This window comes from Kitasatospora sp. NPDC058170, from assembly GCF_042883905.1.
GTDB lineage: Bacteria > Actinomycetota > Actinomycetes > Streptomycetales > Streptomycetaceae > Kitasatospora.
Genome location: NZ_JBHVUV010000040.1, coordinates 57,162 through 71,124 on the forward strand (window position 1 = coordinate 57,162; position 13,963 = coordinate 71,124).

The window sequence follows — 13,963 nt, forward strand, 5'->3', positions numbered from 1 at the left end:
GCCGTCACGGCTGCCCTGGGCAGCGCTCGCGTACACCACCTCTCCCACCCGGCCGCCGGCTGACCCACCCGAGACGCTCAAGGTTCGTCTCGCGCAGCCGCAGCCCGGCGGGATCACTTTCCTCCCGAAGGGCCCACTGCGTTGTTCAACGCTGCCTCCGTTCCGTCTTTCTCCGACTTCTCCACCACCTTCGACTCCCCGCTGGCCGGCCACGGCTGGACGGCCGAGTTCGAGGACCTCTTCTCCCCGCTCGCCGAGGCCGGCCTCGTCCCGGGCCGGATCGTCCGCGTCGACCGCGGCCAGTGCGATGTCGTCCTGGCCGACGCGGAGAGCGGCGAGCTGCGCACCGTCCGGGCCGACACCCGGGCGGTCGGCGACGCCGACATGATCAACTGCCCGTGCACCGGTGACTGGGCGGCCGTCGACCTCGCGGCCGAGCCGATGCCCTCGGTCGCCGCGCTGCTCCCGCGCTCGACCGCGATCATCCGCAAGGTCGCGGGCAAGCGCTCCGACGGGCAGGTGCTGGCCGCCAACGTCGACACCGTCCTGATCGCCGCCTCGCTGGCCGCCGACCCGGACCTCGGCCGGATCGAGCGCTTCCTCGCCCTGGCCTGGGAGTCCGGTGCCGAGCCGCTGGTCGTGCTGACCAAGGCCGACCTGGTCGACGACGCCGACTTCATCCGGGCCGACGTCGAGGGCATCGCCCCCGGTGTCACCGTGCTGGTGGTCAGCGCCGAGACCGGCGAGGGCATCGACGTGCTGCGCGCCTGCACCCCGGGCAGCACCGCGCTGGTCGGCCAGTCCGGCGTCGGCAAGTCCACCCTGACCAACGCGCTGGCCGGCGCCGAGCGGATGGCCGTCCAGGCGACCCGCTCGGTGGACGAGAAGGGCCGCCACACCACGACCACCCGCGAGCTGATCGCGCTGCCCGGCGGCGGGGTGCTGATCGACACGCCCGGTCTGCGTGAGGTCGGCCTCTACGGCGGCGAGGGCGTCGCGATGGCCTTCGCCGACATCGAGGAGTTCGCCGAGGCCTGCCGCTTCCAGGACTGCGGTCACCACACCGAGCCCGGCTGCGCGGTCCAGGCCGCGCTGGCGGACGGCACCCTGCCGCAGCGCCGGATGGACAGCTATCTCAAGCTCCAGCGCGAGAGCGAGTGGATCGCCTCCCGCTCGGACGCCCGGCTGGCCTCGGCCCGGCTGAAGAAGTGGAAGTCCATCACCAAGTCGGTGCGTGCCTCGGGACGCCCGGTGAAGCGGTGAGACCTGCCGGGCGGCCGGCCCGGTGCGGATGTGCTCCGCACCGGGCCGGCCACCCGGTGCGGGCCTCCGGCCGGTCGGGGGTTGGTCGGTGCGGACTGGTCAGCGCAGGTCGGACAGCGCGGACAGGTCAGCGCGGGTCGGTCAGCGCAGGTCGGCGATCAGGCGGAAGCGCTCCAGGATGACGGGCGTGCTGTCGTCCACGGTGAAGCCCGGGTCGCCCAGGGCGGCGCGCAGCTCGGGGCTGTGCCAGAACTGCTCGTGTCCGGCCCGCCAGTCGGCCACCGCGGTGTAGCCCTCGCCCTCGTCGACGGCGTGCGCGAGGTCCACGTCCGCCAGCGGGACGACCCGGACGGCCGTCACCTCGGTGACGGCCACCGGGCGCCCGGCCGAGTCGACCACCGCCGCCCGGGTGCCCACCCGGGGGAGGGGAACGCCCTCGTGCCGGTACTCGGCGAGCAGCCCGGTGGTACTGGTCTTCGCGCCGCTCAGGATCGCCGCCACCAGCCGGTCGCGCAGCGGCCCGGGGAAGGCGAACTCCTCCACCGGGAGTGCGGCGACCCCGGGGTCGTCGGGTCCGGCGTACGGGTTCGCGCTCATCGGGGCTCCTGTCGGCTCGGGGCGGGGAGCGGTCAGCGTAGCCGCCGGAGATCCCCGCGGGCCCCTGGTTTTCCACCGGCCCCCCGCGCCCGCGCCCGGCCGCATCCGGCCTGCACCGCCCCCGAGTTCGGTCTGTGCAGGGCCCGCGTCCGGCGCGCGTGCGGCCTGCCTCGGCCCGGGGCCGACCGGCCGCCCGGTCCTCGATGCCGACGTCCGATATCCGCCAGTCGCCGTACCGCGGGTGCCGCACACTGGATGACGTGATCGACGACGACATCCGGTACCGAGCCGTGGACAGCCGCGACTCCCGCTTCGACGGGGTCTTCTTCACGGCCGTCACCTCGACCGGTATCTACTGCCGACCGAGCTGTCCCGCCGTGACCCCCAAGCGCGCCAACTGCACCTTCTACCCCAGCGCCGCCGCCGCCCAGGGCGCCGGCTTCCGGGCCTGCCGCCGCTGCCGCCCCGACTCCGTCCCCGGCTCCCCGGAGTGGAACCACCGCGCGGACCTCGTCGGCCGGGCGATGCGGCTGATCGGCGACGGCGTCGTCGACCGCGAGGGCGTCGCCGGCCTCGCCCAGCACCTCGGCTACAGCGCCCGCCAGCTCCAGCGCCAGCTCACCGCCGAACTCGGCGCCGGGCCGATCGCGCTGGCCCGGGCCCGCCGCGCCCAGACCGCCCGGCTGCTGCTCCAGACCACCGAGCTGCCGGTCACCGAGATCGCCTTCGCGGCCGGGTTCGCCTCCGTGCGCCAGTTCAACGACACCGTCCGCGAGGTCTACGACCGCACCCCCAGCGCCCTGCGGGCCGAGGTCACCGCCGGCCGGCGCACCGCGACACCGGCCGGCGGGCTGACGCTGCGCCTCGCCTACCGGGGCGCGCTCGACAGCGACCACCTGATCGACTTCCTGGCCCTGCGGGCCGTCCCCGGTGTGGAGGAGGTCGTGCCCGGCGCCCGGCCCGGCGTGCGGACCTACCGGCGGACCCTCGCCCTCCCGTACGGCCACGGCATCGCCGAGGTCGACGGCCTCGCACCCGGGGACCGGCGGACCCGCGGCTGGCTGGACTGCCGGCTCCTCCTCGCCGACCTGCGCGACCTGCCCACCGCCGTCCAGCGGCTGCGGATCCTGTTCGACCTGGACGCCGACCCGGACACGGTGGACGAGCAGCTGGGCGCCGACCCGCTGCTCGGCGCCCTCGTCCGCGCCCGCCCCGGCCTGCGCTCGCCCGGCCACGTCGACCCGCACGAGCTGGCCGTCCGCGCGGTGCTCGGCCAACAGGTCACCGTCGTCGCCGCGCGCACCCTGGCCGGCCGGCTCGCCGAGAAGTACGGCAGCGCGCTGCCCGAGCCCAGCGGCGGGCTGCGGCTGCTGTTCCCGAGCGCCGGCGCCCTGGCGGTGGCCGACCCCGAGGACTTCGCGATGCCCGCGGCGCGCCGCCGGGCACTCACCGGCCTCTGCGCGGCCCTCGCCGAAGGCATCGTCCGGCTGGACGGCGGCGTGGACCGGGAGGAGGCGGCGGCGCAGCTGCTCGCCCTGCCCGGCATCGGCCCCTGGACCGTCGGCTACCTGCGGATGCGGGCCCTCGCCGACCCCGACGTCTTCCTGCCGAGCGACGTCGGCATCCGCCACGGGCTCGCCAGGCTCGGCGAGCCCGGCGACCCGAAGTCCGCCGCCCGCGCCGCCGCTGCCTGGGCACCCTGGCGCTCCTACGCCGTCCACCGCCTCTGGGCGGGCGCCGCCACCGACCACAGCACCGAAACGGAGAACGACCGCGCATGAGCACCACCGTCTTCACCATCATGGACAGCCCGTTCGGGCCGCTGATGCTGAGCGGCGTCCTGCCGGACGACGGCGGGCCGGCCGCGCTCGCCACCGTCACCGCCCCCGGCCAGAAGGGCGCCCGGGCCGAGCCCGCCGACGACTGGGTCCACGATCCGGACGCCCTCGCCGAGGCGGTGGACCAGCTGACCGCCTACTTCGCCGGGAATCGGACCGTCTTCGACCTCCCGCTCGCCCCGGCGGGCACCGAGTTCCGCCACCGGATCTGGGCCGCCCTGGACGACATTCCATATGGTGAGACGATCACCTACAGCCAGCTCGCCGAGGCCGCCGGTGCCTCCCCGAACGCCGTCCGCGCGGTCGGCGGCGCGGTGGGCGCCAACCCGCTGCTGATCGTCCGCCCGTGCCACCGGGTGATCGGCGCGAACGGCAGCCTCACCGGCTTCGCCGCCGGGGTGGAGAACAAGCGCCGACTGCTCCAGCTGGAGAGCGGGACGCTGTTCTAGTGCCGCGTCAGGCAACCTTCGCCCCGTCGCGACGCCCGGCACGCACTCTCGCCGCACCGGCCGAAAGCCCAAGTACGTCCAGTACGAGGGCTTCCGGCCGGCACGCCGATAGCACGCACCGGACGCCGCTCCTTGACGGGCAAAAGTTGCCTGACGCGGCACTAGTGCCCGCCTTCCGGTACCCCCTTCTCCGGGTGCCCCGCGCGGTGGCTCGGCCGTGAGCGAGGCGGTCCCCCGGAACGGATCTCCGGGGGACCGCCTGTGTACGGGCATTCGGGGCGGTGGCACCCGGCAGGATCGGCCGGACAGGGCCTACGGGAGGTGGCGCTCCCCGGCGGCCGGGAGGTCGACCCGCCAGTTGTTGCTGCGCATGAGGCGCCCGGCCGGGAACTCGAAGTCGGTCTCGCCCACCAGCGTGAAGCCGGCCCTGCGGCAGACCGCGTTGGAGGCGGGGTTGTCCACCGAGGGGAAGGCGTGCAGGTAGCGGTGCCCGGCGCCGGCGAGGGTGGCGGTGCGGGCGGCGGCCACCGCGGCCCGGGTGGCGGCGACGGCGATGCCGCGGCCCTGGTGGGGCGGGAGGACGTTCCAGCCCATCTCGTAGACCGGCTCGCCCTGCCAGCTGCGCGCGGCGTAGCCGACGGTGCCGACCGACTCGCCCGTCGCCGACAGCACGATGCGGAACATGCACCCCACCCCCGCCGGGACGAAGCCCAGGTAGCGCCGGTGGCGGTGCAGCACCTGCTCCTCGGTCTCCGGGCCGCCGACGTGCTTCTTCATCTCCGGGGTGTTGACCCGGCGCAGCAGCGCGAGGTCGGTGTCCGTCCAGGGCTCGATCCGTACCGGTGCTTCGTCCATCCTGCGGACGTTAGCCGCGACCGGGCGGAGCGGCATCGGATTATTCGAGCGTGGAGGACGCGGAGGGAACTGCGGGCGCGGCGGCCGCAGTGGGCTCGGCGGGTACGGCCAGCGCCTGGGCCAGCTGGTCCAGGGCGGGCAGCGCCTGCATGACGGCCTCGCGGTCGGCGGGGGCGAGGGTGCCGAGGGCGGTCGCGATCCGGCGCTCGTGGGCGCGCTGCCAGTCGTCCAGCTGCTGCTGGCCGGCCGGGGTGAGGGCGATCCGGGCGGTGCGGCGGTCGCCGGGGTCGGCCTGGCGGTCGACGAACCCGGCTTCGAGCAGCTTGCCGACCAGCCCGCTGACGGTGTTCGGGGCGAGCCGCTGGCGGGCGGCCAGTTCGCCGACCCGCAGCGGGGCGGCGGCGAGTGTCTGGAGGAGTTCGACCTGCGCCATCGGCAGGGACTCCCACGGGTAGTCGGTCCGGATGCTGCTGCGCAGCGCCCGCCGCAGCCGGGTGACCACGTCCGTCAGCTGCCGGGCGCGCTCGATCGCCGGCGCCCCGAGCTCGGCCTGGGGATCGGCGGGGCTTGCGGCAGGGTCGGGAACGGGCGGTGACGGCGACATGGCGGACAGCGTATCTCCTGGTGGTGACCGCCCCGGCGTTCCCTTCGCATACCGATCAGCTCGTTGAGGGAACATGTCTGTATCCGATATGTTTCTCCCCATGAACGCCACCGCCCTCGCCACCCGGCTGCTCACCGAGCGCCCCCGGCCGCGCGGCGTCGCCGCCTGGCGGTACGCCCACTGGCTCGCCGTCGGCACCGTCTGCCTCGGGGCGTTCCTCGGACAGCTGACGGCCAGCGTCACCGCCCTCGTCCTGCCCGAGCTCGGGCGGCACTTCGGGGCCGGTTTCGCCGCCGTCGAATGGGTCGCGCTGGCCTACCTGCTGGTGCTGGTGGCCCTGCTCGCCCCGGTCGGCCGGCTCTCCGACCTGGTCGGCCGCAAGACGATGTACCTCGGCGGCTTCGCGGTCTTCGCCCTGGCCTCGCTCGGCGCCGGGTTCGCCGGCAGCCTCGGTGTGCTGGTGGCCTGCCGGGCCGTCCAGGCGGTCGGCGGCGCGATGATGCAGGCCAACAGCGTCGCCCTGGTCGCGCGCGGCGTCCCCGGGCACGCGATGCGCCGGGCGCTCGGCGTCCAGGCCGCCGCCCAGGGGCTCGGCCTCGCGCTGGGCCCGAGCCTCGGCGGGCTGCTGGTGCAGCACGCCTCCTGGCGGTGGGTGTTCTGGATGAACGTCCCGATCGGCCTGGTCGGCATCCTGGCCGGCTGGTACCTGCTGCCCCGCAGCCGGCCGGACGCCGCACCCCGGCCCGACAGTGCGCCCCGGCCGGACTCCGCACCCCGGTCGGACGGGGGCCGCTTCGACCTGCTCGGCCTGCTCCTGCTCACCGGCGCGTCCACCGCCCTGCTGCTCGCGCTTTCCGCGGCCTCCGGCCTGCCGCTGCCCGGCTGGGCGGTGGCCGCGCTGCTCGCCGCCTCGGTGCTGCTCGCGCTGGCACTGGTCCGCCAGGAACGGCGGGCCGCCCGGCCGATCCTCGCCCCCGGACTGGTCAACACCCCGGGCGTGCGGTCGGGACTGGCGGTCGCGCTGATCGGGTACCTGCTGCTGTTCTGCCCGCTGGTGCTGGGCCCGGTGATGCTGACCGGGTCGGGGGTGTCGGTGGCCCTGGCGGGTCTGGTGATCACGCTGCTCCCGGCCGCCTTCGCGGTGGCCGCGACAGTCGGCGGCGCGCTGCTGCCCCGCGGCTGGTCGGACGTCGTGCGCTGCCGGGTGGGCGCCGCCCTCGCCGGGTCCGGACTGCTGCTGTTCGCGCTGCTCCCGGCCGCGGGAGCGGTGGTCGCCGCCCCGCTGCTGATCGCCGGGTACGGGCTGGGCCTGCTGCTGCCCGCCAACAACGCGCTGGTGATGCGGGCGATCCCGGCGGAGTGCTCGGCGGTGGGCGGCGGGATGGTCAACATGGCCCGCAGCCTCGGCACCGCGCTGGGCACCGCGCTGCCGGTGCTCGGGGTCCACCTGGCGGGTGCGGGGGCGGGCGGACGCACCGTCCTGCTGGTGCTCGTCGCCGTCGCGGCCCTGGCGGTGGCGATGACCCGCCCGGCCCGCGGCGCCGTTCGGCCCTGAGACGGGGGACGCAGGCGGCGGACCGGCGCGGACGGCGGACCGGGGTGCGGCGGGACGGGAGACCGTCCGCCGCACCCCGGTCGGGTGCCTCGGGTACCGCTCAGGGGGCCGGCACGCCGGGGGCGGCGCCGCGCTCCTGGAGCATGTCGGTGATCAGCTGGATCTCGGAGGTCTGGCCGACCACCATCGACTGGGCGAGCCGCTTCTCGGACTCGTTCCTCGCCAGGTCGACATAGCCCTGGGCCATCTCCACCCCGCCCTTGTGGTGCTCCAGCATCAGCTGCAGGTAGGACACCTCGGCGTCCCGCCCGCTGAGCGTGCGCAGCTTCGCCAGCTGGGCGTTGGTGGCCATGCCGGGCATCAGCGAACCGTCGTGCGCCTCGTAGGTGTGGTTCATCCTCATCCACACCATCGGCTTGGCCGGCGAGTGCTGCGGCAGCCCCCACTGGTCGAGCCAGCCCATCATCATCCCGCGCTGGTTCGCCTGGGTGTTGATGATGTCGAAGGCCAGGGTGCGCACGGACTCGTCGCCCGTCCGGTCGCGGATGACGAACGACAGGTCGACGGCCTGCTGGTGGTGGGTCGCCATGTCCCGGGCGAACCCGGCCTCGGGGGAGTCGTCGGCCGGGGCCGCGGCCGACGAGCCGGAGGCCGAGGTGCTGCTCGCGACCAGGGCGGGCACCCCGAGCGCGAGGGCGAGCGCGGCCGCCAGGGCCGCCGGCCACCAGAGCCGCCTGCGGCCGGCCCGGGGGGCCTCGCCGTCCTCCTCGGGCGCCGTCGCGTCGACGGTCACATCGCCCCCATGGTGCAGGACGCGCCCGGCTCCTGGGTCTGCTTGCCCTGCACGTACTTGGTGAAGAACTCGCTCACCCGGGGGTCGTTCGCGCTGTCCACGACCAGCTGGGTGCTCCACGCGCTGAGCGTGATGGTGCCCTTCTCGTCCGGGTACGGGCTCATCAGCGAGTACGGGGTGGCCTTCACCTTGTCGGAGAGCGCCTTGACGTCGTCCGGGGTGGCCTTGCCGTTGTACGTCACCCAGACCGCGCCGTGCTCCAGCGAGTGCACGGCCCGCTCGTTCTCGACCGGCTGGTCGTAGACGTGGCCCATGCAGTCCAGCCAGATCGCGTTGTGGTCACCGCCGACCGGAGGGGTCTGCGGGTACGTGACCTTCTCCTTGACGTGGTTGCGGCTCAGGTCGCCGAAGGTCTGCACCCCGTCGATCGGCGCGGCGGCGGCGGCCTCCTTGGCCTTCTTGTCCTTGTTGGCGTCGACCACGATCCAGGTGCCGGTGGCTATCGCGCCGATCACCAGCACACCGGCGACCGACGAGGCGATGATCTTGTTGCGCCGGTCGCGGCGCTGCTCGACGGCGCGGAGCTCGGCGATGCGGGCCCGGCGGTCGAGACCGGCCTGCTTGCCGCTCGGCTTGTTGCCCTGCTTGGAGGCGGAACCCATGTGGTGTCCTTGTCCCCGCCGCGCGCTGGGAGGCGCGGCGGTCTGAAGAGAGGGGGAGGGGGCGGATCCGCGGCCCCGCCGTCCGTCCGTCGTCCGTTCGGGGGGCGGCGGTTCGGCGAGGGTGCGCGGTGGGTTCCGCTTACGACCGGTGTACTTGCAGTTCGTGGAGATCGGGGGCCGGGTGCGGCCCGACGAGCAGCCCGGCGGGGACGAACCGGGGCAGGGGCTCGGCCGCGTCCGGACGCGGCGCCGCGGCGGGCTGGGGCTGCGGCGGCGGATTGGGGAGCTGGGCGTCCTGGGTGCAGAACGGGTGGCCGGAACAGCCGTTGTCGCGGTGCGGCGGCTGGCCGTCGGCCGAGCACCAGGTCCAGCGCCGGTGCTCCTCGGCGCGCAGTGCGGCGCCGGAGTGCTGAGCGGGGCCGGCGGACCTGGCGTGCTGCGGGCCGGCCGCCGGGGCGGTCGGCCCGAGCTGTCCGACCGAGGCGACCGCCGGGCCGACGACGGTGGTGGCGGGGACCGGGGCCGCGTGCCCGTCACGGGTCACGGCCTGGGCCTGGCCCGCGCACGGGAGTGCGGTCAGCAGCCCGACCAGCAGGAGGACCCACAGCGCGCCCACCGGGCGGCCCGCCAGTGCGGTCCTCCCCGGCCAGGGTGATCTGGGCGCCCACGCGGTCATGCGCACATTTAATCAGCCGAACGGGTGAAGCGATGCCCCTCCTCGGCCCCGATTTCCAGCCGCTTCGGGGGCGGAACACTCCGGAAACACCCTGCTCGGGGCACATCCGGCAAGCACGGACGGAACGGAAACGGAACCCCCTGGTAATCCGGTGCGAACCAGGTCATCGGGATCATCCGATCGGTGACCGGTTGTCGCCGAATGCCGGACAGCGTCGTTGCACTTGGGGACAATGACGTCGAGTCCGGCCCCGCCGGGGGCGGCGCGATCACGGACCGACCAGGAGCCGCCACGTGAGCAAGCAGGGTGTACCCGCGCAGCAGCACCGGCCGGAGGACGGCTGGTGGGAGACGGTCTACGAAGGACCGGCGGGCACCCTCCCGGACACCCCCGACGCCGTCGACGGCGAGGGCAGCGTCGATGACTGGTTCGAGACGGCGGCGGGGCTGATCGGGCGGCAGCGCACCGCTGAGGAGGAGGCCGGAGCGGCGGCGGAGGAGGCGGCTCCGGCCCCGGTACCGGCTCCGACCCCGGTACCGGCTGCGGCTCCGGCGGTCGGGGACGCGGTACTGGAGCGGGACAGCATCGACGACTGGTTCGACACGGCGATCGGGGTCTTCGGCGACCAGCGGACGGTGGCGGAGACCCACAAGTTCGAGGCGCCCTCGTGGGCGGCGGACGCGGGCGGTCGGGCCGCGGCGCCGGAGGCCGCACCCGAACCCGCACCCGCACCCGAACCGGGGCGTGACCCCGCGCCGGACCTCCTCAAGCCTGTACCTGAGACCGAGACCGCGCCTGAACCTGCCGAGGAGCCGGAGCCCGAGCCCGCACCTGAGCCCGAAGCCGTCGAGGCCCCCGAGCCCGAGCCCGAAGCGGTCGAGGACGTGGAGCCCGAGACCGCACCTGAGCCCGAAGCGGTCGAGGACACCGAAGCAGACCCCGAACCCGGCCCCGCCCTGCGCCACACCCCCCGCTCACCGCTCGCCGACGCCGGGCCCGCCGTCCCGCACGTCGGCGAGCGCCCGCCCACGTACGGGCCCGAGCCGACGGCCGTGCCCGAGGCGGACCCGGGCACGCTCGCCGCCGTCGTGCCCGACACCGCCCTGGAGGGCGCCCAGTACGCCTCCACCACCCTCCGCGCCGTCTCCGTCCGCGGGGACTCCGCCCGCTACCGGGGCGAACCGCGCCGGGACACCCTGCTGGTGACCAGGTTCGGCGAGGGGCCGGACGGCCTGCTGCTCGCGGCGCTCGGCGGCTTCGACCGCTCCGGCGCCGACGACACCCCCGCGGAGGCCGTCTCCACCGCCACCGTCGAGGCCTGCCGCCAGCTCGCCGCCGCCGTCGGCCGTAGCCGGAGCGGGCTTGCCGCCGACCTGCGCGACGGCGCCCGGGACCGCCTGCGCTACGGCCTCCAGCGGTTGGCCACCAGCGCCGCCGCCCCGCTGCGCGCCCTCGCCGCGTACCCGGAGGCCGAGGCGCCGTCCCCCGGCTCGCTGCACTGCCTGCTGCTCTCGCTCGACCCGGCCGCCTCCTACCGGGTGGCCTTCGGGGTCGGCCCCGGCGGGCTGTACCTGCTGCGGTCCGGGCACTGGATCGACGCCTACGCGGCCCGGCTGCTGCACCACCCGGACGGCCAGCCGCCGGCGGCCGAGGCCCCCGTGCCGGACCCGCGTCCGTTCCGCTTCCGGATGGTGCCGGCCACCCCGGGCGACATCCTGCTGCTCTGCACGCCCGGCCTGGCCCGCCCGATCGCCGACGAGCCGGCCGTCGCGCACTTCCTCGCCGCCCACTGGGCCCACCCGCACCCGCCGGGCACCGTCGACTTCCTCCGCCAGGTCCAGGTCCGCGCCAAGGGCTACGCCGACGACCGCTCGGCGGCCGCGGTCTGGACGGACTGAGCGCTCCGGGCTGTCCGTACGACGCGTCGGGTCAGTCGGTCCCGCCGAGCAGGGTGCGGCAGGCGGACTCCGCCAGGTCCAGGGCCCGGCCGCGCCGAGCGCCGGGCAGGCCGAGGGCGACGGGGACGGCGAGGCCGTCCAGCAGCGCGCGGATCTGGGAGGCGCGCTCGGTGGCGGAGCCGGGGCCGAAGCGGCCGGAGGCGGTGCCCTCCTCGATCAGGGCGACCAGGTCCGCCTGCCAGGGGGCCTCGATGTCCAGCTGTCCCTGCCGGAGCTCGGCGCTGGCGGGGGAGCGTCCCCAGACCTCGACCCAGAGGATCCAGCGCGGGTCGCCCGGGCCCTCGGGCAGGTAGAGCCCGGTGTACTCGCCGAGCCGCTCCCGGACGTCCCGCCCGGTGTCGGTCAGGGCGGTGTGGCGGCGGGCGCCGAGCTGGTCCTCGCTCCAGCGCAGGGTCTCCAGCAGCAGCTGGTCCTTGCTGCCGAAGTAGTAGAGGAGGTGCCCGGCGCTCATCTGGAGCTGTTTGCCGAGGCCGGCCATGGTGAGCTTGGCGAGCCCGTGTTCGGCGATCGCGGCCCGCGCCGTGGCGAAGACCTCCTCACGGGGGCGCGCCGGGCGGCGCGGGCGGGCGTCCGCCATCTGCTGTTCTCCTCTGCACCTCTGGGAGCCCGGGTCCGGGAGGCTCCGTGCCCCCGGGGAGCCGGGCCCTCACGATACTGGCCGTGTCCGGAAGGCCACGGAGCGGGAGGTCGGATGGTTCGACCTACCACTCCTACGGGTACGTACCAATTAGTTCGACCCCGACCTGAGGGGGTGGCCCATGGCCGCTCTGATAGCCCTGTTCGCAGGCCTCGCCGTGATCGTGACGGGCCTCGCGGTGTACCTGCACCGACGGCCCGACGGTCCGACCGGGAACGTCGAGGGCCTGCTCGCCGAGCAGGAGCGGATGGCCCGGTTGCGGGCCGCCCGCTCCTCCTACAGCTCGATCGCCGTGCACAGCACCCACGGCCTCACCGTCGACGACCTGGAGAGGTACCGGAGCTAGTGCCGCGTTAGGCAACCTTCGCCCCGTCGCGACGCCCGGCACGCACTCTCGCCGCACCGGCCGAAAGCCCAAGTACGTCCAGTACGAGGACTTCCGGCCGGCACGCCGACAGCACGCACCGGACGCCGCTCCTTGACGGGCAAAAGTTGCCTGACGCGGCACTAGCGTCCCGACCGGGTCAGAGCGCCTTCGGCTGCTGCTGGGTGATGCAGTGGATTCCTCCACCGTTGGCGAAGATCTCGCGGGCGTCGACCAGTTCGACGGTCCGGCCGGGGTAGGCGGCGCCGAGGATGGCGGCGGCCTCCTGGTCGCGCGGGTCGTCGAAGGCGCAGAGGACCACGGCTCCGTTGGCCACGTAGTGGTTGATGTAGGAGTAGTCGACCGGCTCGCCCTCCTCGTCCAGCAGGACGGTGGGGGCGGGCAGTTCGATGACCTCCAGCGGTCGGCCCTGGGCGTCGGTGGAGGCGCGCAGGACCGCCACCAGCTCCTGGCAGACCTCGTGGTCCGGGTGGGCCGGGTCCGGCTGGACGTGGGCGACCACGACGCCCGGGCGGACGAAGGAGGCCACGATGTCGATGTGGCCGCGGGTGCCGAACTCGTCGTAGTCGCGGGTGAGTCCGCGCGGCAGCCAGACGGCCTTGGTGGTGCCGAGGAAGGCGTGCAGCTCGGCCTCCACCTGCTCCCTGGTCCAGTCGGAGTTGCGGCCCTCGCCGAGCTGGACGGTGTCGGTGACGAGCACGGTGCCCTCGCCGTCGACGTGGATGCCGCCGCCCTCGTTGATCAGCTTCGAGGCGAAGCGCTGGACGCCCGTCAGTTCGGTGATGTGCTCGGCGATGTGCTGGTCGTCGTCCCAGCGGGCCCAGGACTGCGCGCCCCAGCCGTTGAAGATCCAGTCGGCGGCGGCGAGCGATCCCTTGCCGTCGATCAGGAAGGACGGGCCGATGTCGCGCATCCAGGCGTCGTCCAGCGGGCGCTCGACGATCTCGACCTCGGCGGAGACGTACTTGCGGGCCTCCTCGGTCTCACCGGTGTTGACGACCAGCGTGACCGGCTCGTACCGGACGATGGTGTTCGCCACCCTGGCCCAGGCCTCGCGGCCGGCGTGCAGGTGCTCCGGGCTGTCGAAGGTCGGGTTGGTGGTCGGGAAGGCCATCCAGGTGCGGTCGTGCGGGTGCCACTCGGCGGGCATCCGGTAGCCGAGGGAGGCGGGCGTGGGGGTCATCTTCGGGTCCTAGCAGGGAGGGTGGGGGCGGTCAGAGGAAGTACAGGCGGCTGAGCGAGACGCTGTCGGCGGGCTCGGAGCGCAGCGGGTCGCCGTCCAGCGAGACCAGTCCGGTCTCGGTGACCTGGACGTTGCCGATCCGGGCGTTGCGCACCATGTCGCGCGGGCCGATGCCGCGGGTGCCCCGGACGCCGACGCGCCGGCGCCGGGTGGGCATGCCGTCGGCGGCCCGGTCCAGGTAGGCGCCGTCGGCGGCGGCCTGGGCGACGAAGGCGACGGAGATGTCGGCGGCGGTGGCGCCGTGGGCGCCGAACTGGGGGCCGAGGACGAGGGGTTCGCAGCGGTCGGTGGAGGCGTTGGGGTCGCCGACGACGCCGTAGGCGGGGAATCCGGCCTTGAGGACGAGCTGGGGTTTGGCGCCGAAGTGGTCGGGGCGCCAGAGCACGATGTCGGCGAGTTTGCCGACCTCGATCGAGCCGACCTCGTGGGCCAGGCCGTGGGCGATGGC

15 protein-coding genes are annotated in these 13,963 nt (G+C 74.8%); 6 read left to right on the plus strand and 9 right to left on the minus strand.

The genetic code is table 11. From position 1 onward, the window contains the following. Positions 1 to 141: 141 nt before the first annotated feature. Entirely contained in the window at positions 142 to 1,263 is a 1,122-nt protein-coding gene (gene rsgA / locus ACFVVX_RS33715; RefSeq protein WP_387951327.1) for a ribosome small subunit-dependent GTPase A, read from the plus strand. 141 nt (positions 1,264 to 1,404) lie between these two features. Here rsgA and ACFVVX_RS33720 read toward each other — a convergent pair whose 3' ends face one another. Then, positions 1,405 to 1,860: an ASCH domain-containing protein gene (locus ACFVVX_RS33720; protein WP_387951328.1), complete on the minus strand. Its 456-nt coding sequence runs from the start codon at positions 1,858 to 1,860 to the stop codon at positions 1,405 to 1,407. Positions 1,861 to 2,120: 260 nt separating this feature from the next. Between ACFVVX_RS33720 and ACFVVX_RS33725 the strand changes: the two genes are divergently transcribed. Continuing rightward, positions 2,121 to 3,641, plus strand: a complete 1,521-nt coding sequence (locus ACFVVX_RS33725) for a DNA-3-methyladenine glycosylase 2 family protein (protein WP_387951330.1) — start codon at positions 2,121 to 2,123, stop codon at positions 3,639 to 3,641. Then, positions 3,638 to 4,147, plus strand: coding sequence for a methylated-DNA--[protein]-cysteine S-methyltransferase (locus ACFVVX_RS33730; protein ID WP_387951332.1), 510 nt, complete (start codon positions 3,638 to 3,640; stop codon positions 4,145 to 4,147). The genes ACFVVX_RS33725 and ACFVVX_RS33730 overlap by 4 nt, the downstream gene beginning before the upstream one ends. A 312-nt stretch (positions 4,148 to 4,459) precedes the next feature. Here the strand turns inward: ACFVVX_RS33730 and ACFVVX_RS33735 are convergent, their stop codons facing one another. Then, positions 4,460 to 5,002, minus strand: coding sequence for a GNAT family N-acetyltransferase (locus ACFVVX_RS33735; protein WP_387951333.1), 543 nt, complete (start codon positions 5,000 to 5,002; stop codon positions 4,460 to 4,462). A gap of 40 nt (positions 5,003 to 5,042) precedes the next feature. Beyond that, entirely contained in the window at positions 5,043 to 5,606 is a 564-nt protein-coding gene (locus ACFVVX_RS33740) for a MarR family winged helix-turn-helix transcriptional regulator (protein ID WP_387951334.1), read from the minus strand. 100 nt (positions 5,607 to 5,706) lie between these two features. Between ACFVVX_RS33740 and ACFVVX_RS33745 the strand changes: the two genes are divergently transcribed. Continuing rightward, positions 5,707 to 7,161 carry an MFS transporter gene (locus ACFVVX_RS33745; protein WP_387951335.1) on the plus strand — a complete coding sequence of 485 codons (1,455 nt, stop codon included), beginning with the start codon at positions 5,707 to 5,709 and terminating at the stop codon, positions 7,159 to 7,161. 100 nt (positions 7,162 to 7,261) lie between these two features. On the opposite strand, the gene ACFVVX_RS33750 is transcribed toward ACFVVX_RS33745, so the two are convergent. The 3 genes from ACFVVX_RS33750 to ACFVVX_RS33760 all read right to left on the minus strand — a co-directional run bounded on the left by ACFVVX_RS33750 (position 7,262) and on the right by ACFVVX_RS33760 (position 9,292). Then, positions 7,262 to 7,954, minus strand: coding sequence for a DUF305 domain-containing protein (locus tag ACFVVX_RS33750; RefSeq protein WP_387951337.1), 693 nt, complete (start codon positions 7,952 to 7,954; stop codon positions 7,262 to 7,264). After that, positions 7,951 to 8,616, minus strand: coding sequence for a DUF3105 domain-containing protein (locus ACFVVX_RS33755; protein WP_387951338.1), 666 nt, complete (start codon positions 8,614 to 8,616; stop codon positions 7,951 to 7,953). The genes ACFVVX_RS33750 and ACFVVX_RS33755 overlap by 4 nt, the downstream gene beginning before the upstream one ends. Positions 8,617 to 8,755: 139 nt before the next feature. After that, on the minus strand, positions 8,756 to 9,292 hold the full coding sequence (locus tag ACFVVX_RS33760; RefSeq protein ID WP_387951340.1) for a hypothetical protein: 537 nt from the start codon (positions 9,290 to 9,292) through the stop codon (positions 8,756 to 8,758). Positions 9,293 to 9,585: 293 nt separating this feature from the next. On the opposite strand from ACFVVX_RS33760, the gene ACFVVX_RS33765 reads away from it, so the two are divergent. Continuing rightward, entirely contained in the window at positions 9,586 to 11,190 is a 1,605-nt protein-coding gene (locus ACFVVX_RS33765; RefSeq protein ID WP_387951341.1) for a hypothetical protein, read from the plus strand. A 31-nt stretch (positions 11,191 to 11,221) separates the two neighbouring features. On the opposite strand, the gene ACFVVX_RS33770 is transcribed toward ACFVVX_RS33765, so the two are convergent. Next, positions 11,222 to 11,827: a TetR family transcriptional regulator C-terminal domain-containing protein gene (locus ACFVVX_RS33770; RefSeq protein WP_387951343.1), complete on the minus strand. Its 606-nt coding sequence runs from the start codon at positions 11,825 to 11,827 to the stop codon at positions 11,222 to 11,224. A 181-nt stretch (positions 11,828 to 12,008) separates the two neighbouring features. Here ACFVVX_RS33770 and ACFVVX_RS33775 point away from each other — a divergent pair, with 181 nt between their 5' ends. Then, a complete protein-coding gene (locus ACFVVX_RS33775) occupies positions 12,009 to 12,233 on the plus strand; it encodes a hypothetical protein (RefSeq protein ID WP_387951344.1) in 225 nt (74 codons plus the stop codon). Between the two features lie 178 nt (positions 12,234 to 12,411). Here ACFVVX_RS33775 and ACFVVX_RS33780 read toward each other — a convergent pair whose 3' ends face one another. Both ACFVVX_RS33780 and ACFVVX_RS33785 read right to left on the minus strand, forming a co-directional pair. Beyond that, positions 12,412 to 13,455: an agmatine/peptidylarginine deiminase gene (locus ACFVVX_RS33780; RefSeq protein WP_387951346.1), complete on the minus strand. Its 1,044-nt coding sequence runs from the start codon at positions 13,453 to 13,455 to the stop codon at positions 12,412 to 12,414. Between the two features lie 31 nt (positions 13,456 to 13,486). Continuing rightward, positions 13,487 to 13,963: amidohydrolase family protein (locus tag ACFVVX_RS33785; protein ID WP_387951348.1), on the minus strand; the 477-nt coding region annotated here is incomplete at its 5' end.

What these genes read in the sequence shown, in the direction of transcription:
- ACFVVX_RS33735 (WP_387951333.1), bottom strand. Translation starts at nt 5,002, where the DNA reads ATGGACGAAGCACCGGTACGGATCGAGCCCTGGACGGACACCGACCTC.
- ACFVVX_RS33775 (WP_387951344.1), top strand. Translation starts at nt 12,009, where the DNA reads ATGGCCGCTCTGATAGCCCTGTTCGCAGGCCTCGCCGTGATCGTGACG.
- ACFVVX_RS33780 (WP_387951346.1), bottom strand. Translation starts at nt 13,455, where the DNA reads ATGACCCCCACGCCCGCCTCCCTCGGCTACCGGATGCCCGCCGAGTGG.
- ACFVVX_RS33740 (WP_387951334.1), bottom strand. Translation starts at nt 5,606, where the DNA reads ATGTCGCCGTCACCGCCCGTTCCCGACCCTGCCGCAAGCCCCGCCGAT.
- ACFVVX_RS33755 (WP_387951338.1), bottom strand. Translation starts at nt 8,616, where the DNA reads ATGGGTTCCGCCTCCAAGCAGGGCAACAAGCCGAGCGGCAAGCAGGCC.
- ACFVVX_RS33730 (WP_387951332.1), top strand. Translation starts at nt 3,638, where the DNA reads ATGAGCACCACCGTCTTCACCATCATGGACAGCCCGTTCGGGCCGCTG.
- ACFVVX_RS33770 (WP_387951343.1), bottom strand. Translation starts at nt 11,827, where the DNA reads ATGGCGGACGCCCGCCCGCGCCGCCCGGCGCGCCCCCGTGAGGAGGTC.
- ACFVVX_RS33760 (WP_387951340.1), bottom strand. Translation starts at nt 9,292, where the DNA reads ATGACCGCGTGGGCGCCCAGATCACCCTGGCCGGGGAGGACCGCACTG.
- ACFVVX_RS33745 (WP_387951335.1), top strand. Translation starts at nt 5,707, where the DNA reads ATGAACGCCACCGCCCTCGCCACCCGGCTGCTCACCGAGCGCCCCCGG.
- ACFVVX_RS33720 (WP_387951328.1), bottom strand. Translation starts at nt 1,860, where the DNA reads ATGAGCGCGAACCCGTACGCCGGACCCGACGACCCCGGGGTCGCCGCA.